The 23,905-nt window shown below is 70.7% G+C and carries 19 protein-coding genes; 14 read left to right on the plus strand and 5 right to left on the minus strand.

Translation table 11 applies throughout. From position 1 onward, the window contains the following. Position 1: 1 nt before the first annotated feature. The 7 genes from SH922_RS06100 (at position 2) to SH922_RS06130 (ending at position 7,438) form a co-directional block, all read left to right on the plus strand. On the plus strand, positions 2 to 949 hold the full coding sequence (locus tag SH922_RS06100) for a carbohydrate ABC transporter permease (RefSeq protein ID WP_393055538.1): 948 nt from the start codon (positions 2 to 4) through the stop codon (positions 947 to 949). Between the two features lie 6 nt (positions 950 to 955). Continuing rightward, complete coding sequence (locus SH922_RS06105) at positions 956 to 1,984, plus strand: NAD-dependent epimerase/dehydratase family protein (RefSeq protein ID WP_393055541.1); 1,029 nt, start codon at positions 956 to 958, stop codon at positions 1,982 to 1,984. Between the two features lie 8 nt (positions 1,985 to 1,992). Then, on the plus strand, positions 1,993 to 3,048 hold the full coding sequence (locus SH922_RS06110; RefSeq protein ID WP_393055544.1) for a dihydrodipicolinate synthase family protein: 1,056 nt from the start codon (positions 1,993 to 1,995) through the stop codon (positions 3,046 to 3,048). Then, positions 3,032 to 4,057 (plus strand): hydroxyacid dehydrogenase, encoded by a 1,026-nt coding sequence (locus tag SH922_RS06115; protein ID WP_393055547.1) that lies wholly within the window; start codon positions 3,032 to 3,034, stop codon positions 4,055 to 4,057. Before SH922_RS06110 ends, SH922_RS06115 begins: the two co-directional genes overlap by 17 nt. Before the next feature lie 312 nt (positions 4,058 to 4,369). Then, positions 4,370 to 5,482, plus strand: coding sequence for a DUF6421 family protein (locus tag SH922_RS06120; RefSeq protein WP_393055550.1), 1,113 nt, complete (start codon positions 4,370 to 4,372; stop codon positions 5,480 to 5,482). Between the two features lie 122 nt (positions 5,483 to 5,604). Further along, positions 5,605 to 6,450, plus strand: a complete 846-nt coding sequence (locus tag SH922_RS06125) for a DUF6202 family protein (RefSeq protein ID WP_393055553.1) — start codon at positions 5,605 to 5,607, stop codon at positions 6,448 to 6,450. Positions 6,451 to 6,463: 13 nt separating this feature from the next. Then, a complete protein-coding gene (locus tag SH922_RS06130; protein WP_393055556.1) occupies positions 6,464 to 7,438 on the plus strand; it encodes a GNAT family N-acetyltransferase in 975 nt (324 codons plus the stop codon). A gap of 124 nt (positions 7,439 to 7,562) precedes the next feature. Here SH922_RS06130 and SH922_RS06135 read toward each other — a convergent pair whose 3' ends face one another. Beyond that, the gene (locus SH922_RS06135) at positions 7,563 to 8,456 is read right to left on the minus strand and encodes a RimK family alpha-L-glutamate ligase (RefSeq protein WP_393055559.1); all 894 of its coding nucleotides are present in this window, start codon (positions 8,454 to 8,456) and stop codon (positions 7,563 to 7,565) included. Between the two features lie 220 nt (positions 8,457 to 8,676). Between SH922_RS06135 and SH922_RS06140 the strand changes: the two genes are divergently transcribed. From SH922_RS06140 to SH922_RS06170, 7 genes are read left to right on the plus strand one after another with little or no spacing between them, the layout of a single operon-like run. Further along, the gene (locus SH922_RS06140; protein WP_393055562.1) at positions 8,677 to 10,365 is read left to right on the plus strand and encodes an AMP-binding protein; all 1,689 of its coding nucleotides are present in this window, start codon (positions 8,677 to 8,679) and stop codon (positions 10,363 to 10,365) included. Further along, complete coding sequence (locus SH922_RS06145; protein ID WP_393055565.1) at positions 10,362 to 11,906, plus strand: MFS transporter; 1,545 nt, start codon at positions 10,362 to 10,364, stop codon at positions 11,904 to 11,906. The genes SH922_RS06140 and SH922_RS06145 overlap by 4 nt, the downstream gene beginning before the upstream one ends. After that, positions 11,903 to 13,105, plus strand: coding sequence for an NAD(P)/FAD-dependent oxidoreductase (locus SH922_RS06150; protein ID WP_393055568.1), 1,203 nt, complete (start codon positions 11,903 to 11,905; stop codon positions 13,103 to 13,105). The genes SH922_RS06145 and SH922_RS06150 overlap by 4 nt, the downstream gene beginning before the upstream one ends. Before the next feature lie 48 nt (positions 13,106 to 13,153). After that, positions 13,154 to 16,252: an amino acid adenylation domain-containing protein gene (locus tag SH922_RS06155; protein ID WP_393055571.1), complete on the plus strand. Its 3,099-nt coding sequence runs from the start codon at positions 13,154 to 13,156 to the stop codon at positions 16,250 to 16,252. A gap of 49 nt (positions 16,253 to 16,301) precedes the next feature. Beyond that, positions 16,302 to 17,294 carry an aldo/keto reductase gene (locus tag SH922_RS06160; protein WP_393055574.1) on the plus strand — a complete coding sequence of 331 codons (993 nt, stop codon included), beginning with the start codon at positions 16,302 to 16,304 and terminating at the stop codon, positions 17,292 to 17,294. Then, entirely contained in the window at positions 17,282 to 18,037 is a 756-nt protein-coding gene (locus SH922_RS06165) for a sulfotransferase family protein (protein WP_393055577.1), read from the plus strand. Before SH922_RS06160 ends, SH922_RS06165 begins: the two co-directional genes overlap by 13 nt. Before the next feature lie 20 nt (positions 18,038 to 18,057). After that, complete coding sequence (locus SH922_RS06170; RefSeq protein WP_393055580.1) at positions 18,058 to 18,888, plus strand: family 3 encapsulin nanocompartment shell protein; 831 nt, start codon at positions 18,058 to 18,060, stop codon at positions 18,886 to 18,888. Between the two features lie 110 nt (positions 18,889 to 18,998). Here the strand turns inward: SH922_RS06170 and SH922_RS06175 are convergent, their stop codons facing one another. The 4 genes from SH922_RS06175 to SH922_RS06190 all read right to left on the minus strand — a co-directional run bounded on the left by SH922_RS06175 (position 18,999) and on the right by SH922_RS06190 (position 23,889). After that, entirely contained in the window at positions 18,999 to 20,699 is a 1,701-nt protein-coding gene (locus SH922_RS06175; protein ID WP_393055584.1) for a flavin monoamine oxidase family protein, read from the minus strand. A gap of 50 nt (positions 20,700 to 20,749) precedes the next feature. Further along, on the minus strand, positions 20,750 to 21,547 hold the full coding sequence (locus SH922_RS06180) for a carbon-nitrogen hydrolase family protein (protein ID WP_393055587.1): 798 nt from the start codon (positions 21,545 to 21,547) through the stop codon (positions 20,750 to 20,752). Positions 21,548 to 21,797: 250 nt separating this feature from the next. Further along, positions 21,798 to 22,253 (minus strand): Lrp/AsnC family transcriptional regulator, encoded by a 456-nt coding sequence (locus tag SH922_RS06185; RefSeq protein WP_018103925.1) that lies wholly within the window; start codon positions 22,251 to 22,253, stop codon positions 21,798 to 21,800. A 178-nt stretch (positions 22,254 to 22,431) separates the two neighbouring features. Continuing rightward, on the minus strand, positions 22,432 to 23,889 hold the full coding sequence (locus SH922_RS06190; protein ID WP_393055591.1) for an aldehyde dehydrogenase family protein: 1,458 nt from the start codon (positions 23,887 to 23,889) through the stop codon (positions 22,432 to 22,434). Positions 23,890 to 23,905: the final 16 nt, after the last annotated feature.

The following is a 23,905-nucleotide window of genomic DNA, read 5'->3' on the forward strand; positions in this document are numbered from 1 at the left end:
CATGACCGCAGCACCCGCAGAGACGAAGGCCCCGCCCGCCGGCCCGGCTTCCGCACCCCCGGACCGGGCCGCGCGCCGCGCCGAACGCAGACTGCGCAAGCTCTCCGAGCAGGACACCGTCCCGTACGGCATGCGCCCCACCGGCGGCGGCCGCATCGCACGCGGCGTGCTGCTGACCGCCGCCGCGCTCGTCACGGTCTTCCCGTTCTACGCGATGGTCGTCCTCTCCCTGAAGCCGTCCGCGGCGGTCGACTTTCCCGGAAGTCTGCTGCCGTGGCCGCTGACCGGCGAGGCGTACGACACCGTCATGGGCGCCCAGGACGTGCCGCGCTGGCTGTTCAACACGCTGATCTACTCGGTCGTCTCGGTCGTCGGCGTGCTGCTGCTCGCCTCCCTCGCCGGGTACGCCTTCGCCAAGAAGCGCTTCCCGGGCCGGGAGACGATGTTCTGGTCGTTCCTGTCGATGGTGATGGTCCCGTACCACGTCACGATGATCCCGACCTTCGCGATGATCGCGAAGCTGGGCGGTGTCGACACCTACTGGGGTCTGATCGTGCCGACCCTGGCCAACGCTCAGGCGGTGTTCCTGATGCGGCAGTTCATCCAGGGGCTGCCGGACGAACTCTTCGAGGCGGCCCGGCTCGACGGCTGCAGCGAGTGGCAGATCTTCTACCGGATCGTGCTGCCGTTGCTGAAGCCGATCCTCGCCACACTCGGCGTCTTCGTCTTCCTGTGGCACTGGAACGACTTCCTGTGGCCGCTGGTCATCGGCCAGTCCACCGACATGCGCACCCTCACGGTCGGCATCGCCTCGCTCCAGCAGCAGAACGTGCCGCTCAATGTGGTGCTCTCCGGCTCCGTCATCGCGTTCGTGCCCATCTTCGCCGCGTACATGGTGGGCCAGCGCTACTTCACCGAGGGCGTCACCGCGTCCGGAATCAAGGGATAGCCACACATGTTCACCGATGAGGCCGCACTCGAAGAGCGGCTCGCCACCCCCTCCCCCGCGCTCGTCGCCGATCTCGGCCGCCTCGAAGGCGATCTCCTGGTGCTCGGTGCGGGCGGCAAGATGGGCCCCAGCCTGTGCCGGCTGGCGCGCCGGGCGCTGGACGCCGCGGGCCGTACGGACGTGACCGTGTACGCGGTCTCCCGCTGGTCGGACAAGGCGGCGGCCGAGGAGCTGGAGGCGGCCGGGGTCCGTACCGTCGCCTTCGACCTGATGGACCCGGCCGCCGATCTGGCCGAACTGCCCGACGCCGGCAATGTCGTCTTCATGGTCGGCGCCAAGTTCGGCTCCGCCGGGGCGCCTTCACATGCCTGGGCGGTGAACGCCGCGATGCCCGACCGGGTGGCGCGGCGCTGGCCGGGTTCGCGGATCGCCGCGTTCTCCACCGGCAACGTCTATCCGCTGGTGCCGGTCTCCTCCGGCGGCTGCACCGAGACGGACCCGGTCGGGCCGGTCGGCGAGTACGCGATGTCGTGCCTCGGCCGCGAGCGGATCTTCGATCACGCGGCACTGACCCGCGGCACCAGGGTCGCCAACATCCGCCTCAACTACGCCGTGGACCTGCGTTACGGCGTCCTCGCCGACATCGCGTACCGCGTGCAGGCCGGCGAGGCCGTCGATGTGACGACCGGTCATGCCAACGTGGTGTGGCAGGGGTACGCGAACGAGGTCGCCCTGCGCGCCCTGCTGCACGCCACCGACGGCGAGGCGTTCACCCTCAACCTCACCGGCCCCGAGACCGCGTCGGTGCGCCGCATCGCCCAGTGGTTCGGTGAGGAGTTCGACCGTGAGCCGGTGCTCGCCGGTGCGGAGGCGCCCACCGCGCTGCTCTCCGACGCGAGCCGCTGCCACGCGCTGTTCGGCTACCCGGACGTCGCTCTGCGCACCCTCGTCGAATGGCAGGCCGACTGGCTGCGCCGCGGGCTGCCGCTGTCCGGCAAGCCCACCAAGTTCCAGGTACGTGACGGAAGGTTCTGATCCACTCCATGTCCACTCCCTCCCTCCGGTCCACGCCCGCGCTGGAGCTGCTCGCCCAGGGCGCGGCCATCCCCGCCCACCCGCTCGCGCTGCACGCGGACGGCACCTTCGACGAGCGCCGGCAGCGCGCGCTGACCCGGTACTACCTCGCCTCGGGCGCGGGCGGCGCCGCCGTCGCCGTGCACACCACCCAGTTCGAGATCCGCGAGCGGGAGGTGGGCCTGTTCCGGCCCGTGCTGGAGCTCGCCGCCGAGACGATCGACGCCGAGGCCGGCCGCCCGTTCGTGAAGGTCGCCGGTGCCTGCGGCTACACCGCCCAGGCCGTATCGGAGGCCGAGACAGCCGCCGCGCTCGGCTACGACGCGGTGCTGCTCAGCCCGGCCGTGCCCGGGGCGGACGAGAAGGGGCTGCTGGAGCGGGCGCGGGCGGTCGGCGAGGTGCTGCCGGTGATCGGCTTCTACCTCCAGGAGGCCGTGGGCGGGCGGTACTTGTCCCCCTCCTTCTGGTCGGCGTTCACCGACCTGCCGCACACCGTCGCCGTGAAGATCGCCCCGTTCGACCGCTACCGCACCGCCGATGTCGTACGGGCGGTGGCGGCGGCGGACCGGGCCGATGAGGTGGCCCTGTACACCGGCAACGACGACGACATCATCGGCGATCTGCTCACCCCGTACGAGACGGCCGCCGGCACCCCGCGCTGGTTCGCGGGCGGGCTGCTCGGCCAGTGGGCGGTGTGGACGAGCTCGGCCGTGACCCTGCTCGACGACGTCCGGCTGGCCCGTGCCGGGGATCACGAGGCGATGGTCCGCTGCCTGGCCCGCCGCTCCGAGCTCACCGACGCCAACAGCGCGGTCTTCGATGTGCGGGGCGCCTTCCGCGGCTGCATCGCCGGGGTGCACGAAGTGCTGCGCCGCCAGGGCCTGCTGGCGAACATCCGCTGCCTGGACCCGGCCGAGACGCTCTCCCCCGGACAGGCCGACGAGATCACGCGGGTGGCCGCGGCCTACCCTTGGCTGACCGATGACGCCTTCGTTGCGGAGCACCTCGATGCCTGGCTCTCCTGAACCCGCCGACCGCTCCTCACGGGTGGTCGTCGCCGTACCGCCGGGCCTGCGCGCCCAGTTCTTCACCGCCGAGGTGTGGCAGGAACTGGAACGGGCGGCCGAACTCACCGTCGTCGACGACCACTCCGACCGGGCGGCGGTCGCGGCCGCGCTGCCCGGCGCCCGTGCGCTGATCACCTCGTGGCGGGCGCCCAAGGTGGACGCCGGTCTGCTGCAGCATGCCGACCGGCTGGAGCTGGTGGCGCACACCGGTTCGGCGGTCGCCCCCTATGTCACCGAGGACGTGTTCCGGCGCGGCATCCTGGTCACCCAGGCCGGTGACGAGATGGCCCGCCCGGTCGCCGAGGTCGCGCTCGCCTTCACGCTCTCGCTGCTCCACCGGATCCAGCGCTTCGACCACGCCCTGCGCGGCGGGCTGGAGTGGGCGGCGGCGAGCGAGGCCCCGCCGCGCCACGAGATCCACGGCAGCGACATCGGCGTGCTCGGTGCCTCCCGCACCGGACGCGCCTACATCCGGCTGGTGCAGGCGATGGGGGCGCGGGTGAGCGTCACCGACCCGTTCCTGTCCGAGGCCGATGCCAGGGCGCTCGGTGTGACGTCCGTACCGCTGGAGACGCTTCTCTCCCGCAGTCGGATCGTGGCCGTGCACGCACCGGTCACCGAGGAGACCCACCGGATGATCGGCGCCGCACAGCTGGCGCTGATGCCGGACGGGGCGGGGCTCGTGAACACCGCCCGGTCGTGGCTCGTCGACGAGGACGCACTCCTCGCCGAACTGGCCACGGGCCGGCTGGACGCGGCGATCGACGTCTTCGACGCCGAACCGCTGCCCGCCGGCCACCCCTTCCGCGCGCTGCCGAACGTGCTGCTCACCCCGCACCAGGCGGCGGGCAGCGTCGAGTGCCGGCAGCGGCTGGGCACCAGCGCCGCCAACGAGGTCCTACGGCTGCTCGCCGGGCGTCCCCCGGTCCACGCCGTCACCACCGACGCCCTCACCCGGCTGCACTGACCCCTCAGTGTCGCCGATCACGATGTGCGACCGGCACAGTCGGGGACATAACGCCCCGACTTCATGAGCCAGTTGACCTTGAACGGGGGCGTAGGGACGAGCCTGAACCTGGATCTGGTCAGGCACTGTCGGCGCGGTTAGGCTCCCTCTTGGTCACCGCGTCGTCGGTGATCACCGCGACCTTTCCCGGACCGTGCGGCAGCGGAGCTGTGTGCTGCCGCACTCAGGGCAAGTCATTGCGGACGCGAATTCGGCCCGCCGGGTGGTTCGTTTCGCGTCACGGCTCGGATGGGTAGCCAGGAAGGGCGTCTGATGGACGACATGAGCTCGGTGTTCGCCGAGGTGGACACATTGCGGAACGGGCTCCCCGAGCGTGCTTCGTACCGCTCTGAAGCAGCCTTGAAGGAACTGGCCCGCCAGATCGAGAACACCCGGAGTCTTTCCCGGCAACCGGCCGCGCAGGCATTCCTGGAGGACATCCACTCGTTCACCCCCGGTGAACGTCTGCGCGCCACGAAGGAACACATCAACAGCCGTAGGGACAACCATCTCTTCTCGCTGTTCGACGCTTCGTACTTCCCGAAGCTGTCCCTGGACTACCTGACCTACGAGGAACTGCCCGCGGACGCGCATCTGGCCCAGCGGTACGCCAGCAGCACCGCCCCGGTGCGCATCACCGGGCGGTCGGCCGGATTCCGTTCCCGGGTGGTCGTGGCGCTCTTTCCGGAGAATCACATCGACGGGCTTCAGGACCCGGACGACCTCGTCTTCTACTTCATCGACAAGTTCGTGGAGAGGCACAACCGGATCACCCGGGGAATGATCGACGCGGTGATGGCCAAGGACAGCTTCCCCCTGATCCAGGGGGCCTCGGACGCGACGATCGAGCAGGCGTCGTCCTGGTGGGTGCGGCTGCACGAGTACCACCACCGGCAGGGCGACATGCCCATCCCGGACTTCCTCGACGCGAAGAAGTACAAGCCGCTGGCCGGGCTCGAGGAACTGCGGGTGGACGTCTCCGCGATGCTCGCGCTGCTGGGCGACGAGAAGCTGCCCCGCGAGGAGTCGCTCACCGCCTACGAGTACATCCTGGCGGAACGGCTGCTGCGCTACGCGGTGGAGGGCATACCGCGGCCGAACTACGACGCGGTGGCTTCACAGTTGCTCTTCGGGTATCTGCAGAAGCACGAGGGCATCCGGGTCAAGGACTCGGTCATACAGCTGAGCCCGGAGATCCCCGACGTGCTGGCGCAGTTCCTCGCCGAGATCCACGCCATCGAGGCGCACATCCGGCAGGAACCCGTGGCGGCGGTCCGCAAGCGGCTGATCGCACTCACCGACAAGTACACCGACTACGACCCGGTGGCCCGTGACTACCGCTACGTGCCGTTCTTCGCCGAGGTCAAGCAGAAGCTGGGCATCTGAGGGCTGTCCCGGACTCCCCGGTGGAATACGGGACAGCCCCTCAGTCCCGGGGCCGGACAGGTCCGGGGCCCAGGCCCCCTCGGGGCTGTCCGCAGGAACTCTCACCAGTATCAGGAGTGTTTGTGACCACTGCCGTTGAACTCTCCACCGCCGACCGCGACGCACTCGACGAACGGGTGGACAAGGAAATCGACAGAGCGCGTCTACGACGTGCCGACAACAGCTTCTTCGGCAAGGCGCGGAGCGTGGATTCCGTCACCCCGCAGGGCGCGCTCGACATCGCCGTCTGGTGGCGGGTGATGACGAAGAGCTTCATGTTCAGCACTCTCGCCGGGCTGGGCACCATGGCCCGTACGTTCTCCACCCGGGAGGCACCGACGCGTGATCTGCTCGGCGCCTTCCAGACGGTGTACCAGGTCATCGGTGACGACTTGGACAACGCTGCCCCGGAGTTCAGCGCGGTCGCCCCGACAGGCCCCGCGGGAATTCACTACATCTGGTGGGACGACACCATCGTCGCGCCACTGGCCTCGCGGCTGGGCCCGGCGGCGCAGCGGAGCGCGGAGGATCTTCCCGGCCCCGTGGTCGACCTGCTGACCAACATGGAGCGGCTGGCCGACTCCCCGCTGGGCGCCGCCGTCCAGCTCCGGGTGGTGGAGACCATTGCGCTGGACATCGCCGTGGGCTTCCGCCGGATGTACTCGAAGGTGTGGGTGGACGGGGAGAAGGTCTTCGGCGAGACCTCTCAGTTCGCCTGGATCGATGCGCATATCAAGGCGGAGACGGTGCATGCCGCGCAGGTCAGCGACGAGGAGACCGGCATGACGATGATGGTGACCACGGAGGCGGAGGCCGCCGAGTTCGAGCGGCTGGTCGCGGAGTACGTGGACAGCTGGTCCGGTGCGCTGGAGTGCTTCGCGGGCAGGCTGGCCGGCGCTCCGCCGGCGTCCGCCGCGGCGACGGTCTGAGGGGGAGAGACCGTTGGAGGTCGTCGACCGATACGGTCTCGCGCTGGCACTGATCGAGGCCGGGGAACTGGCGGACGAGCCCTGGCTCGACGCGGATCACCCGGTCGACGTCGTACGGGTGATGCATCCACCCGCGGCAAGCTGGGACGAGCTCGCCGCCCGGGGGTTCGTGCACAAGCCGTCCGTGCTCACCTGGGTGTCCGAACTGGGCGCCGACGAGGATGCGCACCTGGCAGGGCTGCACCGCACGGCTCGCAAGTCGATACGGCAGGCCCGGCGGGATGCGGACTCGGCCGGCCTCCGGATCGTGCTGGAGGATCCGGTGACGCCGGGCTCACTCGACGGGTTCTTCGCGCTCTACGAGGACCGGGTGGCCGAGATGCGGTTCGGCGTTCCGTTCGCGCTGGACTACCGGGACGCGGTGCTGCACGGGCCGCGGAGGTTCTTCGGTGTCTTCGGCTACGAGGGGGACGAACTGGCCGGGGGCGTACTGGTGTTGGAGTGCCCTGAGGTGGACCTGCTGCTGCTCCGGTTCTCCGCGGTCAGCGCCCGGTGGCGCCGGTCCAGCCTGGCCCGCACGCTCTACCTTGCGGCCATGCAGGCCGGGCGGGACCGGGGGTACACCCGGGGGTCCATGGGGAACGAGCCGAATCTGCTGGGCCATCTCACACAGCCGGGACTGCTCCTCTTCAAGACCGGGATGGGTTTCCGGGCGGTGCCCTCACAGGAGTGTGCCGATCCGCAGGGCGGCGACGAGGCGGATCTCGTCCTGCGACTGGACGCGCTGAGCGATCCGACCATGATCCTGGGTTACGCCCCGCAGGATGCCCGGGACCGGGACCGGGGAGGTGCACGGCTGACAGGCCATCTGATCAGCAAAGCACCCGTGGATCCGACGCTCTACCATGCGCCGTTCCTGACGGCCGTGACTGTGCGGGCCCCCGGCGCCGTGCCCGGATTCACTTCGGGCCGCACGCCACCGGAGTGACCGGGAGATCCACGCGGTCCGGACCGAGCAGGGAGTCCCGTGCGAGGCCGGTGATCTCGTACGGGTTCCCAGCGCCACCGCGCCGACTGCGGTCTCCGCTGTGGCGTCCCGGGGCCCCGACGTGTCAGGCCTTCGCGGCGACGTTCTCCTCGACCCAGTCGTACACCCCGCCCAGCACCTGCCGGTGCTGCTCCCGCCCCATCAGGGCGAGGAAGCCGGGGATGGGGTTGACCTCGAGAATCACATAGCCGTCCGAGGTCGGCAGGATGTCCAGCCCGGCAAGGGTCATTCCCATGGCGCGCGTGGCCCGCAGTGACAGATCGATCAGCTCGTCGGGCGCGTCGAAGCGCTCGTAGCTCGCGCCCTCCACCGTCTTGCAGCGCCAGGAGCCGGCGGCCGGGAGCTTGAGGACGTTGAGCGGGGTGGCGTCGCCCGCGACGACGATCCGGTACTCGCCGCCCTCGGTCGGGACGTACGGCTGACACACCAGGGTGGGGAAGCGGGAGAGCAGGTCCTCCGCGGTCTCCTTGCCGGCGATCGGGTCGACGATGCGCTCCACATCGATCCCGCGGTAGCCGAAGGAAGGCTTGAGGATCACCGGCCCCCACTCGGCGCAGGCAGCCTCGACGTCCGCGAGTGACGTCACGGACCGCACCGGCGGTACCGGCAGCCCGGCCGCCGCCAGCCGCTGCGCCATGAGGAACTTGCTGTATCCGGTGACCCAGACGTCCGCCGGATCGAACAGGCGGACCCCGGGGACATTGCTCAGCATGCTCAGCCGCTCAACCCGGTCCTGCCAGTCGTCACCATAGAGCTTGCACCGGTTGATGATGGCCTGAAACGAATCCGCGGGCTCGCCGCGCAGCGTCAGCGTGGGGCCTGAGGGACCCGGGCGGTACGCCATGTCCTCCAGCGTGAAGAACGAGGTCTCGTGGCCCCGCTCGCGCCCGTACTCCACCAGATGATGGCCGTCGGGATCGATCCCGGAGTAGTCCCACCCGAGCAGACCGATTCTCACGCCGCCTCCAAGAACTCACGTGCCGCTCCGCACACAAGTCGCACTCCAGTGCTGATCGAGCGATCCTGACCTGCACGCCGAAGGTATGTCAAGGGAGAATCCCGTGGCCTGAGTTGAGTTGTTTGTCTGCTGAAACGGTGCGCACACACAGGGCTTCCGCGACCCTCCGTAATCCTCTAGGCTCAGCCGCTCGATCGCGTTACTCATGTGGGGATACTCGATGACGAGAGGTGCCGCGGTGGGTAAGTGGGACACGCTGGTCCGGCCTGGACCGGACATTGCCGCCGCGTATCGGGCGGCGGGCTGGTGGCGGGAAACGACCTTCCTGGACGACCTGTCCGCGGCGGCCCGCGACCGGGGGGACCACCCGGCCGTGTTCGCGTACGAGGGCCGTGGCCCGGCCAAGGAGATCAGCTATGCCGAACTCCAGGTTCTCGTGGAGAGGTTCGCAGCCGCGCTGAGCGAACTCGGCGTGGGGCGTGGGGATGTGGTGGCGCTCTACCTCCCGAACCGCTGGGAACTGACCCCGCTGTATCTGGCCTGCCACCGGGTGGGCGCCGTGGCCACCCCGGTGATCCCCGCCCTGGACGTCCGCGAACTGGGCCATGTCCTGCGGGAGAGCGCGGCGAAGGTCTGCGTCACCGTCGACCGCTTCCAGGACGCCGACTACGGCGCCCGCCTCCAGGAGGCCGCCCCGCCGACGCTCGCGCACCGGGTGGTGTGCGGCGACGCCGAGGCGACCGGCGCGCTCGACTTCGACGCGTTCTTCGTCCGTACGCCCTGGGAGGACCGCCGGAGCGTGGACGAGGCCGACCGACTGGGCCCCGACGAGCCGGCGTTGCTGCTCTACACCTCGGGGACCACCGGCCGGATGAAGGGCGTGGTCCACAGCCAGAACACCCTGCACGCGGCGGTGCTCGCGGTCTCCGTGCCGCACGGGCTGACCGGCGACGACGTCATCTCCATCCCCAACTTCGCCACCCACATGGCCGGGCTGTCGTACGCCTGTTACATGCCGGTGCTGCTCGGTGCCACCTGTGTCGTGCAGGACGTGAACCGGGACATGGAGCTGCTCCTCGACCTCATCGCGCGGCATCGCGTCACATGGGCGTACGCCTCGCCCGCCTATCTCCTGGACATGCTGGACGTGCAGGCCGAGGCGCCCCGTGACACGTCGAGCGTGGTGCAGATCGTCTCCGGATCGGCGCCGATCCAGCCGCAGTTGATAGCCCGGATGCGGGAGGTCTTCGACATCCCGGTGCGGGCCCTGTGGGGCATGACGGAGAACGGCGCGGTCACCGTCACCCGGGCCGACGACCCGGAGGGCTGGGCGGGCCACAGCGACGGCCGCTCGGAGCCGTCGATGGAGCTGCGGATCGTGCCGACGACGGGCACCGAGGGCGGCACCGACACCGGTGGCGGTCGGCTGCTGGTGCGCGGCGCCTCGCAGTGCCTGGGCTATCTCGGCCAGCGCGAGGTGTATGAGGCGTGTCTGGACGAGGACGGCTGGTTCGACACCAGTGACCTGGCCCGGGACGACGGCCGGGGCGGCATCCGCATCGTCGGCCGCTCCGTCGACCAGGCCGTCCGGGCCAACGGCCAGAAAGTCTCGACGCTCGAGGTGGAGTCGGTGCTGATCCGGCACCCGGGCGTGCGGGAGGTGGCGCTCGTGGGCTACCCGGATCCGCGCATGCCCACCGCCGAACTGGTCTGCGCCGTGGTGGTGGCCGAGGGGGAACCGCCCACGCTGGCGGAACTCCGCGGGCATCTGGCAGAGGAGAAGATGGCCGAAACGCTCTGGCCGGACCGGGTCCAGTTCGTTTGGGAGCTGCCAAAGAACTCCCTGGGGAAGATCCTCCGCCATCCGCTGCGCAAACGCCTTGAGGTCGAATACACCACGCACCGATGACAGCGGCCCCGCAGGCGCCGCGGACTCCCCCGGACGCGAACGCCACGGCGGATTCGGACGCGGGCACCGGCCCGGTGACGACCGCATCGCGGCGGCGAGCGGTGGCGCTCGCCGTCATCTCCGTGGCGCAGCTGATGTTCCTGCTGGACGCCACCATCGTCAATGTCGCGTTGCCCAGCATCCAGGGCTCGCTGCGGCTGAGCGGATCCGATCTGGAGTGGATCGTCGCCTCGTACTCCGTCGCCTTCGGCGGGCTGCTGATACTCGGCGGGCGGCTCGGCGACATCCTCGGGCGGCGGCGGATGTTCACGACGGGGATGGCGCTGTTCACCGTGGCCTCGCTGCTCGGCGGGTTCGCGCAGGAGCCGTGGCTGTTGATCGTCTGCCGCACCGTGCAGGGTGTCGGTGCCGCGGCCGCCTCGCCCGCCGCGCTGTCGTTGATCGCAGTGACCTTCCCGCAGGGGCGGGAACGCGACCGGGCCGTGGGCTGGTACACGGCCGTGGCCACGGCGGGCGGCGGTGTGGGGCTGCTGGCCGGGGGCGTGATCACCGCGTATCTGTCCTGGCGCTGGGTGATGTTCGTGAACGTCCCGATCGGGGCAGCGGTCCTCGCCCTCTCCTGGCGGGTGCTGCGCGAGACGCCCCGGCAGCGCGGCAGGTTCGACGTGTCCGGAGCGCTCACCGGCACTCTGGCCGCGCTGCTGCTGGTGCACGGCCTGATCAGCGGCGCCTCGGAGGGCGGGCACTGGACCGACCCGTCGGTGCTCGTGGCACTCGGCGCGGCGGCCGTGCTGCTCCCGACGTTCGTGGTGATCGAGAGACGCGGCAGCCAGCCGCTGGTGCCGCTGCGGCTGTTCGCCGGCCGGACCAGGTGCGGCACGTACGCGGTGCTGGCGCTGACCAACACCGCGATGTTCGGCATCTTCTTCTTCCTCACTCTCTTCCTCCAACAGGTCTGGGACTACAGCCCGCTGGACACCGCGTTCGTCTACATTCCGCTGACCTGCCTGCTCGTCGCCGGCGCAAAGGCCGCCTCACGGCTCGTCACGTTCCTCGGCGCCCGCGCGCTGGTCTGCTGGGGCCTGCTGGCCGCATCCGCCGGAATGCTCTGGCTTTCCCGGATCGGGGAGTCCGGGGGGTACGCCACCGGGATGCTGGTGCCCACCGTGCTCACGTACGCGGGACTCGCCGTGACCGGCGTGCCGCTGACGCTGGCCGCGCTGGCGGACGTGGCCGACGAGGACTCCGGCGCCGCCTCCGGACTCCTCAGCATGGCCCGGCAGATTGGTGGCGCGATCGGGCTGGCGGTGCTGGGCACCGTGGTCTGGTCGACGGTCGGTGCGGCGGCGGACACCACCTCCGCCGAGGACGCGCTGGCCGAAGGCATCGGCCGCGGCTTCCTGGTGGCGGGCGGAGTCGCCGTGCTGTCGCTGCTGGTGGCGTTCTTCACCATGCCCCGGCACGGGGCCGTGCGCGGAGAGCAGGCCGGGCCCGGTGACTCCGCCGCGGCCCGGGACGCCGGCGAGCGGGGGAAGGGGTGAGCACTTCGTCCGCGTCAGCCGGTACGGCCGACTTCCTGATCATCGGCGGTGGCATCGCGGGCGCCGCCGCCGGATACTTCCTCGCCCCGCACGGCCGCGTCGTCCTCCTGGAGGCCGAACGGTCCCCGGGCCTCCACGCCACCGGACGCTCCGCCGCGCTGTTCTCCGAGTACTTCGGGAACGCCACCGTACGGGCGCTGACCGTCGCTGCCCGCAGCTTCTACGAGGCCTCGCCGGACGGCTTCACCGCCGCCCCGCTGCTCACCCCGCGCGGCGTGCTCGCCCTGGAAACGCCCGGCACCGCCCCGCAGTTCGAGGCCGCCCGGGCAGCCGGGGCCACCGCGCCGCAGCCGGTCCTCGAGCTGGACCGGGAGCGGGCGCTGGAACTCTGCCCGGTGCTGCGCCCCGGGGCCTTCGACCGCGCGCTGTACAGGCCGGGCGCCTGCGACATCGATGTGGACGCCGCCCACCAGGGCTTCCTGCGGGGGCTGCGCGCTTGCGGCGGCAGCGTGGTGACCGGCGCCCGGGTCCACGCCCTGCGCCGACAGGCCGGGAACTGGCGGGTCTCCGCAGCGGAGAGGGAGTACACCGCGCCGGTCGTGGTGAACGCCGCCGGCGCCTGGGCCGACGACGTGGCGCGACTGGCGGGCGTACGGCCGGCGGGGCTCGTGCCGCGCCGCCGCACCGCCGCGCTCGCCCGGATACCGGCCGGGGTCCCCGGGGATCGCGAAGGCCCAGGGAGCGCCGCCCTCCTGGCGGCGGACGTATCGGGCTGGCCCATGATCACGGACGTGGCGGACACCTTCTACGCCAAGCCCGAGTCCGGCGGTCTGCTGCTCTCCCCGGCGGACGACACCCCCGCACCGCCCGGCGACGCCCGCCCCCGTGACCTCGACGTCGCCACCGCCGTCGAACGCTTCGAACGGGTGGCCACCCTCCGCCTGCGGCACATCAGCCACGCCTGGGCCGGCCTGCGTACCGCCGCCCCGGACGACACACCCGTGATCGGTCCCTGCCCCCGCACGGCCGGCTTCTACTGGCTGGCCGGTCTGGGCGGCTACGGAATCCAGACTGCCCCCGCGGCCGGTGCGCTACTGGCCGCACTCGCCACCGGAAACCCACCCCCGTCTGCGCTCGCCGAGCTGGTCACGGGCCTCACTCCCGCCCGTGACCACGGAGCTGAACGCGAGGAGCGGTGAACCCGCCTCCTCGCGCCCTCACCTGTCACCCTCAGAGAGTTCGGAGACATGTCGGAAAACATCTGGCAGACCGCCGGCAGCCGTGTCGATCACGGTCCGTACCGCCCCGTACACAGACTGATCGAGGAACAGGCCGACAGGACCCCGGACCGCACCGCGCTGATCCACCGCGGAGCCACCCAAACGACCTTGACGTATGCGGAGTTCGACTCGCTCGCCAACGGCCTGGCCGCCGATCTGACGGCGGCCGGTGTCGGCCCCGGTGTCATGGTGCCCGTCGTCATCGGCAACAGCGTCGAACTGCCGCTGTGCATGGTGGCGCTGATGAAGGCGGGCGCCGCCTTCGCGCTCTGTGACCCGGCCTGGCCGGACGAGCGGCTGCGCTCCGTGCTGGAGGAGCTGGACCCGCCGCTGGTGCTCACCTCCGGGCCGCTGGTCTGCACGGGCCGGCTGGCGCAGGTCGTCTCGGCCGGGCGGATCACGCCGAGCACCGTGCGCCCCGGTCCGACGCCGGGACCGGAGCAGCCGGTCTACGGGGTGTTCACCTCGGGCACGACGGGGACACCGAAGTGCGCCGTGAATCTGCACGAAGGACTGACCAACCGCTTCCGCTTCATGTCCCGCTACTTCGGCGCCACCGGCGAGGAAGTGGTGCTCCAGAACAGCCGCCACACCTTCGACTCGGCGATCTGGCAGCTGCTGTGGCCGCTGACGACAGGTGGCCGCACCGTCGTACCCGAACAGGGCGAGTTCCTCGACCTGGAGCGGACCGTCGACACGATCCACCGCTACCGGGTCACCATCACCGATTTCGTCCCGGCCATTCTCGGCATGCTGCTCGCACTGCTGGAGGCCGAGCCGGGCGCGGTGCGCAAGGTCGACTCGCTGCGCCATCTGGTGGTCGGCGGCGAGGAGATCATCCCGCACGCCGTGCACCGGCTGCGCGCGCTGCTCCCCGGGCTCGGGATCACCAACGGCTACGGCCCGTCCGAGACCTCCATCGGCATGGTCTTCCACCGCATCGACGGCGGCGAGGGCGACCACATCCCGCTCGGGCGCCCCATAGACAACTGTTACGTGGTGGTCACCGACGACCGGCTGCGCCCGCTGCCCGCGGGCGTCACCGGCGAGATCGTCATCGGCGGCGCCTGCGTCGGTGCCGGATACCTGGGCGACCCGGCCCGCACGGCCGAGGTGTTCGTACCCAACCCGTTCCCGGCGATACCCGGCGCCACCCTCTACCGGACCGGTGACCTCGGATGGTTCGACGCGGCCGGACTGCTCCGCTTCACCGGCCGCCGCGACCGGCAGACCAAGGTGGACGGCGTCCGGATCGAACTGGCCGAGATCGAGACCACCGCCGAGGGCTGCCACGGCGTCATCCAGGCCAAGGCGCTGACCCTCCGCCGGCAAGGACGCAACCGGCTGGTCGTCGCGGCGGCCTCCGAGGAGGGCACCACACCCGCGGCGCTCCGCGCCCATCTCGTGTCGACGCTGCCGCGCATCCAGGTGCCTCAGCACTGCCTCGTGCTGGAGTCCCTGCCGCTTTCCGACAACGGCAAGGTCGATCTGCGGGCGCTGCGGCTGCTCGTCGAGGAGAAGCTGGAGTCCGAGGCACGCCCGGTCCCCCGTCCCATCGGCTCCCTCGCCGAACGCGTCGCCGAGGTGATGCGTACGGTCCTCGACCTCCCCTCGTTCGGGACGGGAGACGACTTCCTGCGACGCGGCGGCGACTCACTGGCCGCCCTGAGCGCCCTGCTGCGGATCAGGGAGACTGCGGGGCTGACGGTGGGGCTCGCAGAGCTGTACGAGCACCGCACGCCGGACGCGCTGGCGGCGGCGCTGGAGGGCCCGCCCAAGGGAGGCGGGACGGGAGGGCCCGGCGGGTCCGCGGCGTTCGGAGGGCGCCCCGCCGAGGCGGGCAGTGATGAGGCGTCCGCCGTGGCCGCACTCATGGAGCGGGACTCCGCCCTCCCCTCCGACCTCGCCGAAATGGCCGCCCGCGCCCAGCGGTTCGCAGGCACCCCGGTGACACTCCCCCCGCGCACCGTCCTGGTCACCGGTGCCACCGGCTTCGTCGGGGCGAGGTCCCTGCACCGGTTGCTGTCGGCCACCCCGGCCCGCGCCGTCTGCGTCGTGCGGGCCCGCGACGACGCCCACGCCCGAGACCGGGTCGTACGGACGCTGAGCGCCCAGGGGCTGTGGGACGAGTCCCTCGGGGAACGCCTGGAGGCACGCGCCGGCGAACTGGGCGCCCCTCGGTTCGGCTGGACGAGGGAGACCTGGGAGACGTACGCCGCCGGCTGTGACGCCGTGCTGCACATCGGGGCCATGGTCAACTTCCTTCTCGACTACCGGGCCCACCGCGCCGCCAATGTCACCGGCACGGCCGAGGTGCTCCGCTTCGCGCTCTCGGTGCGGCCCAAGCCGCTGCACCACGTCTCCACCCTCGGGATCCTCGAACAGCACGCCTCCTGCACTCCGGGCCGCATCCGGGAGGACTTCGATCCGTCCGCCGCCACCACACCGAGCGGCGGGTACAGCCGCTCCAAGTGGGTGGCCGAGCGGCTGCTCACCGACGCCCGCAGACGTGGCGCGCCGGTGACGGTCTATCGGCTCGGCGAGGTGATGCCCGCCGCCGACAACGGCGTGCCCAACCCGAGGGCGCTCACCCATCTGCTGCTGTCCGCAGCGCTCCGGCTCACGGTCCGGCCCGACGTGCCCATGCACTCCGACTACACGCCGGTGGACGAGGCGGCCGCACGGCTGATCGCCGGGCTCGCCGAGCCTTCCGACGGAGCCGTCTACCACGTCTTCCGGGACGGCAGCGTGGACTTCGCCGCGCTCGACCTGGCGTGTCCGGACCGTGGGGGCGCCCTGCGTGCGGTGCCGCCCGCGGAGTTCATGGCCGCGCTGCGGGAGAGTGCGGCCGGGGGCGGGGAGCCCGCCGTGACCGTGCTGCACGCTCTGCTGACGGCGCTCCCCGCCACCGGGCCGGACGGTGTACCCGACTTCCGGAGGCTGCTGGCGGACAACCCCGGGCTGTTCGCCAAGGAGGCGTGCGCCGCCCTGGACGCGCGGCACGGCTTCCGGGAACGGCCGCTGGAGGCGGCCCTGGAGGCCTACTGCACCACGCTCACCGCCTGAGCAAGCTACGCGGCCACCGCGTACGCCCCTATGAAACGAGAGGACGACCGTGCACTACCGCACCATGGGACGACTGGGCTGGCAGGTCAGTGAGATCGGCTACGGCATGTGGGGTATCGGCGGAGGCCCCGGAGGATTCACCGGCTGGGACTACGACGTGGCCCCGGACTGCCTGGATCTCGCGGTCGAGAACGGCTGCACGTTCTTCGACACCGCCTGGGCCTACGGCCGGGGCGTCAGCGAACAGATGCTGGGCGCCCTGCTCCGGCGGCATGCCGACCGCACCGGCAGGGACCGGCTGCGGGTGGCGACCAAGATCCCGCCGCTGAATCGGGAATGGCCACCCGGCCCGGACGACACGCTCGACGACGTCTATCCCCGCAGCCACATCCGCGAGTACGTCCACCGCAGCTTGGAGAACTTCGGGACCGACCGGATCGACCTGCTCCAGTTCCATGTCTGGGAGGACCGCTGGAGCGGCCAGGAGAGCTGGCAGCAGGCGGTCGCCGATCTCAAGGCGGAGGGTGTGATCGACGGCTTCGGCATCAGCGTCAACCGCTGGGAACCTGTCAACTGCCTGCGGGCCCTGGACACCGGCCTGGTCGATGTCATCCAGGTGATCTACAACATCTTCGACCAGGCGCCGGAGGACGAACTGTTCGCCCGCGCCCTGAGCGACGGCATCGGCATCATCGCCCGCGTCCCCTTCGACGAGGGCGGCCTCACCGGCACCCTCACCCGCGACACCGTCTTCCCCGAGGACGACTGGCGTGCCGTCTACTTCGGCCCGGAGAACCTCGGCCCGACGGTGGAGCGTGCCGAACGGCTGAAGAAGGTACTGCCCGAGGGCATGTCGCTGCCGGAGCTCAACCTCCGCTTCATCCTGCACCATCCCGCCGTGAGCACGGTCATCCCGGGCATGCGCAGGCCCGAGCACGTACGCGCCAACCTGGCGGTCTCCGGGGCCGCGCTCGACCCGGCGCTGCTGGACGAAGTGCGCGGCCACCGCTGGGACCGACAGCCCACAGCGTGGTCGATGTGACCGTCATCGCCCTGTGGGCCCATCCTCGTTCGGTCTCCACAGCGTTTCTGCGCATGATGGTCGAGCGCGGCGACGTCACGGTCGTGCACGAGCCGCTGGTGCTGCTCACCGACCACGGCCAGGTCACCGTCCCCGCCGTCGACGGCGGGGACGTGGCCGATGACGCGCAGGAGCGTACGGTCACGGTCCGCACGCCCGCCGAGCTCCTGTCCCAGCTGACGGAACTGGGCACCCGGAAGCCGGTCTTCTTCAAGGACACGCTGGAGTACCACCACCAGTACCTCTTCGACCACCCGGAGCGGATCGCCTCCTTCACCCACACCTTCATCGTCCGCGAACCCGCCAGGACGATCGCCTCCCACTACGCGGTCAAGCCCGAACTGGCCTGCCACGAGATCGGCTACGAACACCAGTACGCGCTCTTCGAGCTGGCCTGGAAGGTGACCGGCAAGCGCCCCGTCGTCATCTCGGCCGAGCGCCTGCTGGCCGACCCGCCCGCCGTGGTCGCCGCGTACTGCGAGCGTGTCGGCCTGCCCTACCTGCCCGAGGCGTTGACCTGGCAGCCGGGCGAGCGCGCCGAATGGCGGCAGAACGAGCGTTGGCACCGGGACGCGAGCGCCAGCTCGGCCTTCAGCGCCCCGGAGCGCGAATACGCGGTCACGGTCGAGAACGACACTCAGCTGCGCGGCTTCTACCAGCACCACCTCCCGTACTACGAGCGGCTCATCGCGCACGCCTGCTGAGCCAGGAACAAGGAGAGTCCATGACGAGCAGCACACCGTCCACCCCGGGCGAGCAGTTCGCCGCCGCCTACCTCGCCGACGCCGAGAAGGCCGAGGTGCACTTCCCCTTCACGCTCACCGACGTGTTCGAAACGGGGAAGCAGGGTCAACGGCTGACGGCACGTAACCTCTTCCGCACCCAGCGGGCCGAAACGCAGACCGTGCGCTCCTGGCACGAGACCCGACCGACCGGCACCGGAAACCCCGACGGCGGGGCGAGCCCGGAGGGACGGCTGCGGGAGGCGTCCTTCCGCTTCTCGCTGGCCGAGTACGACGTCGCGCCGATCACCGCCTGGGTGCAGATCCCCGACGGCCTCGCCGACGAACCGGAGGGCCTGGCCTCGTTCATCGACCGTCGGCTCATGGTGCGGCTCGGCACCGCGGAGAACCGGGCGCTCACCCTCGACGTGCTCCGGCACCCTGATGTGGCGCGGCTGCCGTACCAGGGTTCCTACATCGACGGGGTGCTCGCCGCATTCAACGAGATAGAGCAGGCCGGCGGCACCGGCCGCGCCCTGATGGTGAACTCCCGCGACTACTACGCCGAGCTGGTGGGCGCGGGCAGCCTGCTGGGCGACCTCACCCGTGAGGAGGTGAAGATCAGCCGGCACCGCCATGTGGCGCCCGGCTGCGCGCTGGTGGGGGACTTCGCGATGGCCGCGAGGCTGCTCGAATCCGGCCAGTCGGTGATCAAGGTGGCGGAGCCGCCGGAGGGGACCTTCGAGCAGCCGGGCACGGCAGTCTGTGCGCAGGTGTACGAATCCGTTGCCGTCCAGCTGCCCACGCACTTCTTCCACGTGGTGCCCGCCTGACCGGTCGGTGGCGGACCGCGGACGCGGTGCCTGTTTCCCCGGCAGACCTACGACTGCCGGGGAAACAGGCCTGCGATGCGGAGGCAGCCCACACCCGGCCGTGAAGGGCCTCAGTCCTCCGGGAGTTCGACCGGGGCGATCTCGTCGAAGACGTCGCCGGGGCCGGGGTTGGTGCCGTCGGTCGCACCGCCGAACTGGGTCATCACACCCCAGACGGCGTTCAGCGCGGTCTGCACGGCCCCCTCGGCCCAGCCGGCCGTCCAGGAGATGTCGTCGCCCGCCAGGAACAGGCCCCGCTTGTCGGCGGGCAGCCGGTCCTGCATGAAGTGGGTGAACAGCCGTCGCTGGTAGCGGTAGTGGCCGGGCAGGTTGGCCTTGAACGCGCCCATGAAGTAGGGCTCGTTCTCCCAGGAGACGGTCACCGGGTTGCCGGTGATGTGCTTGCGGATGTCCACGTTCGGATAGATCTCGCCGAGCGACTTCAGCATGACGTCCATGCGCTCGGTAGCCGAGAGCGGCAGCCACTTCAGACTGTCGTCGCACCAGGTGTACGAGAGGCAGATGCTGGCCGGCTTGTCCGGGCCGTCGTCGAGGAGGTACGTGCCCCGCGTCATCCGGTCGGTGAGCGTCATCGACATGGCGTCGCGCCCGGTCACCTCGTCCTTGTCCAGCCAGAACGGCCGGTCGACGGGGACGAACAGCTTGGACGACTCCATGTAGTGGGTGCGCTCCATCGCCGTCCAGTGATCGATCGGGAAGAGCGCGTCGTCGCAGGCGATCTTGGAGAGTAGCAGCCAGGACTGTCCGGTGAAGACGGCCGCCCGGAAGGTGCGGATGTCGCCGGTGGCGTCGGTGACGGTGACCCGGTTCCCGGCGGTGCGGTTCAGCCGTGTCACCGCGGGACGCGGCTCGCCTCCGTGCAGCGAGGCCAGCGAGGTGCCGAGCGGCCAGTGCACGATCTTCTGCGGTTCGCGTTCCCACAGGCGCAGCGGGAGCTGCTGGCTGCCGCCGACGATGGAACGGTGGTGGTCGTCCGCCTCGCTGTAGACGACGCGGAGGATCTCCAGGATGGAGTTGGGGAAGTCGGTGTCCCAGCCGCCGGTACCGAAGCCGACCTGGCCGAAGATCTCGCGGTGGCGGAAGGACTTGAAGGCGTCGGAGTCGCAGAGGAAGCCGTAGAAGGTCTGGTTGTCGAGCTTCTCGACGAGGCGGGCCCAGATCTCCCGGATCCGCGGCACGTCGCGCTCGCGCATCGCCCGGTTCATGTCGGAGAAGTCGGCGCCCTCCTCCAGGCAGGCGTTCCAGGCGTCCATCACATCGCGGTAGACCTGCGGGAGGTCGTCGACGGTCTCGGCGTAGTGCGACTCGCCCTTCAGGTCGACGACGGTCGACGGGGTGACCGGGGAGAGCGGGTTGGGGAACGGCTTCGTCTCCAGGCCGACCAGGTCGATGTAGTGCTGGAGGGCGGTCGAGGACGGCGGGAAGCGCATCGCCCCCATCTCGGCGGTGAGCGGCTCGCCGTCCGTGGTGCAGCCGTCGAACTCGACGGTGCGCAGCCGTCCACCGATGCGGTCCGCCTCGTAGACGACGGGCCTGAGGCCCATCTTCATCAGCTCGTAGGCGGTGACGATGCCGGAGAGCCCGCCGCCGATGACGGCGACCTCGCTGCCGTGCTCGGTCGCCGGTATCTGACCGATGCCGGCGGGGTGCGCGAGGAAGTCGTCGTACGCGTAGGGGAAGTCCGGCCCGAACATGGTGATCGGCGGGGCTGCGTCGGTGTGCGGGACGGCCGGGGGCACCGTGGACGTCATGGGGTACGGACTCCTTGCGGGTACGGGTGGGTGAAGGGGGCGCGGCGTACTCAGACGAGGGAGCCGTACAGACCGGGGCGGCGGTCGCGGAGATAGGGGTTACCGGCCCGGGAGGCGGTCAGCAAGCTGGGGTCGACGTCACCGACGACGAGCTCCTCACCGCGTCCCGCACGGGTGCGGACCGTGCCGTCGGGACCGGCGAGGGCGCTCAGGCCGACGAATTCGAAGGGGCCCTCCGTGCCGGTCCTGTTGGCATAGGCGACGTACAGCTGGTTCTCGAAGGCGCGGACCGGTACGAGGGACTCCGCGACGAACGGGAAGGGGTGCATCAGCGCGGTGGGCACCAGCAGGAGATCGGTACCGGCGAGTGCGTGCGCCCGTACGTTCTCCGGGAACTCGACGTCGTAGCAGATCAACAGGCCGATACGGATGCCGTCGAGCTCGGCCTGGACGACCGGCCGGTCGCCGGGGGTGAACCACCGCTCCTCGAAGTCGCCGAAGAGGTGGGTCTTGCGGTAGTTGGCGAGCGCGGTCCCCTCGGGTCCGATGAGCTGCGCGGCGTTGTACAGGGCGTCGCCTTCGCGCTCCGGGTAGCCGTAGTGGACGCCGATGCCGTGCCGGACGGCGATTTCGGCGACGGCCCGGGCGGCGGGCCCGTCGGCGGCCTCGGCCAGCCGGGGCACGTCGTCGCCGATCGCGTACCCGGTCAGGAACATCTCGGGGCAGACCAGCAGCCGGGCACCGCCGGCGGCGGCCCGTCGCGCGGCGTCGTCGAGCAGGTCGAGGTTGCCGGCCACCGAGCCCGGAGTTCCGGAGCTCTGGAGCAGGGCGGTGCGCAACGGCGGCATGGCTGACCTCGAACGATGCGGGTGGGCGGGGACGTATCGACGGTACGTTCCGCGGTTCCCCCGGACAAGGCGCGACCGTTGCGCACCGACCGCCGATCCGTTGCGCGGGATCTGGGGTGGGCGGCGATTCATTGCGTCCCGGGTTCGGGATCCAGCCCGTCCCGCGTTCGAGGACGGAACCGCTGCCGGAGGACCGGCCGCCTCTCGTCACCGGCGGGCCTGCACGACCCGCGTCATCGAGGCCGCACCGCTACCCCGGCGAACCCGACGAGTACCGCCGCAGCAGCGGGGAGAGCACCAGCACGGACTTCGTCCGCTCGACGTACGGCTCGCCCGCGATCCGTTCCAGCACCTGCTCGAAGTGGCGCATGTCCGCGGCGAACACCTGGACGAGCGCGTCGGCGTCCCCGGTGACCGTGGACGCCGAGGCGACCTCCGGGTAGCGGGCAAGACCCTGTTTGATCGACTCCGGTGAGGTGTTGCGGCTGCAGTAGATCTCGATGTACCCCTCGGTCTCCCAGCCGAGCGCCGCCGGATCCACCCGGACCGTGAACCCCGTGATCGCCCCCTCGGCGCGCAGCCGGTCCACCCGGCGTTTCACCGCCGGTGCGGACAGCCCGATGATCGAGCCGATGTCGGCGTAGGAGCGGCGGGCATCTTCGGCGAGGGCGTGGACGATGCGTTCGTCGAGGTCGTTCAGTCGCACGTCGTACGGGTCACTTCTCTGCGATGGCGAGGGCCTTGGCGCGGCCGGGGCACGGCTGTTCCGGGGGCGGCGGTGCCGCCCCCGGAAGTAGACCATGGGCCCGCCCGGCAGGGCGCGCTCATCGCAGGTGGCGCCGGGTCGGAAGGGGATCAGAAGGGAGCAGAGGATCAGAAGGGAATCAGAAGGGGAACTGCGAGCGCCCGTGCTGCACGGAGATCCACTTCTGGGTGGTGAAGGCCTCCAGCATCGAGTCGCCGTTCAGCCGCCCGAGCCCGGAGTTCTTCTCGCCGCCGAAGGGGACGATGGGCTCGTCGTGGACCGTGCCGTCGTTGATGTGGATCATGCCGGTGCGGATGCGCTGCCCGACCCGGACACCACGCTCGATGTTGCCGGTGTGCACGGCGCCGCTCAGCCCGTACGGGGTGTCGTTGGCGATCCGGACCGCCTCGTCCTCGCCGTCGAACGGCACGAGGAGCGCGACCGGGCCGAAGATCTCCTGGGACAGCACGGGAGAATCGGGCGCCAGGCCGGTGAGGACGGAGGGGCTGACGACGTTCCCGTCGGCTCGTCCGTGCAGCAGCGCCGTCGCGCCGGCCTCGACGGTCTGGTCGACGAGCGTGGCGATGGCCTCGGCCTGGGTCGAGTTGATCAGCGGGCCGATCTGGGTCGCCGGGTCGGCCGGGTCGCCGACGCGCAGGGAGGCGACCTTCGCGACGAACTTCTCGGTGAACTCCTGCTCCACCGCGCGGTCGACGAGGATGCGGTTGGCGGCCATGCAGACCTGCCCCTGGTGCACGTACCGGCTGAAGACCGCCGCGTCGACGGCGTAGTCCACATCGGCGTCGTCGAGCACGATCAGTGCGCTGTTGCCGCCGAGCTCGAGCACGGAGCGCTTGAGGTTCGCCGCGCACACCGTCGCGACGTGCCGCCCGACCTTGTCGGAGCCGGTGAAGGAGATGACCTGCGGTATGGGATGCTCCAGCAGCGCGTCACCGATCTCCGCGATGTCGGTGACGACGACGTTCAGCAGACCGGCCGGCAGCCCGGCGTCCTCGAACACCTTGGCCACCAGGGTGCCACCGCAGACCGGGGTGTTCTGGTGCGGCTTGAGCACCACGGCGTTGCCCAGCGCCAGGGCCGGCGCCACGGACTTCAGGGACAGCAGGAAGGGGAAGTTGAAGGGGCTGATGACCCCGACCACGCCGACCGGCACCCGGTAGACCCGGTTCTCCTTGCCGGGCGTCGGCGAAGGGAGGATCTGCCCGGTGGAACGCAGCGCCAGCTGTATCGCCTCGCGGAGGAACTCCTTGGCCAGGTGCAGCTCGAAGGCAGCCTTCAGCCGGGTGCCGCCGAGCTCGGCGACGATCGCGTCACCGATCTCGTCCTCGCGCTCCTCGACGACCCGCAGGGCCTTCTCCAGCACCGCTCGCCGGGCGTACGGGTTGGTGTCGGCCCACGCCTGCTGAGCGGCCTCGGCCGCGCGGTATGCCTGGTCCACCTCATCGGCCGTGGCGACCGTGATGGAGGCCAGCTTCTCCCCGTCGAACGGGTTGAAGTCGATGATGTCCCAGGACCCCTTGCCCGGCCTCCACTCTCCGTCGATGTACTGATGGGCCAGGTCAGTGAAGAAGGACATGAGATCCCTTACCGCA

This window comes from Streptomyces sp. LN549, from assembly GCF_043203805.1.
GTDB lineage: Bacteria > Actinomycetota > Actinomycetes > Streptomycetales > Streptomycetaceae > Streptomyces.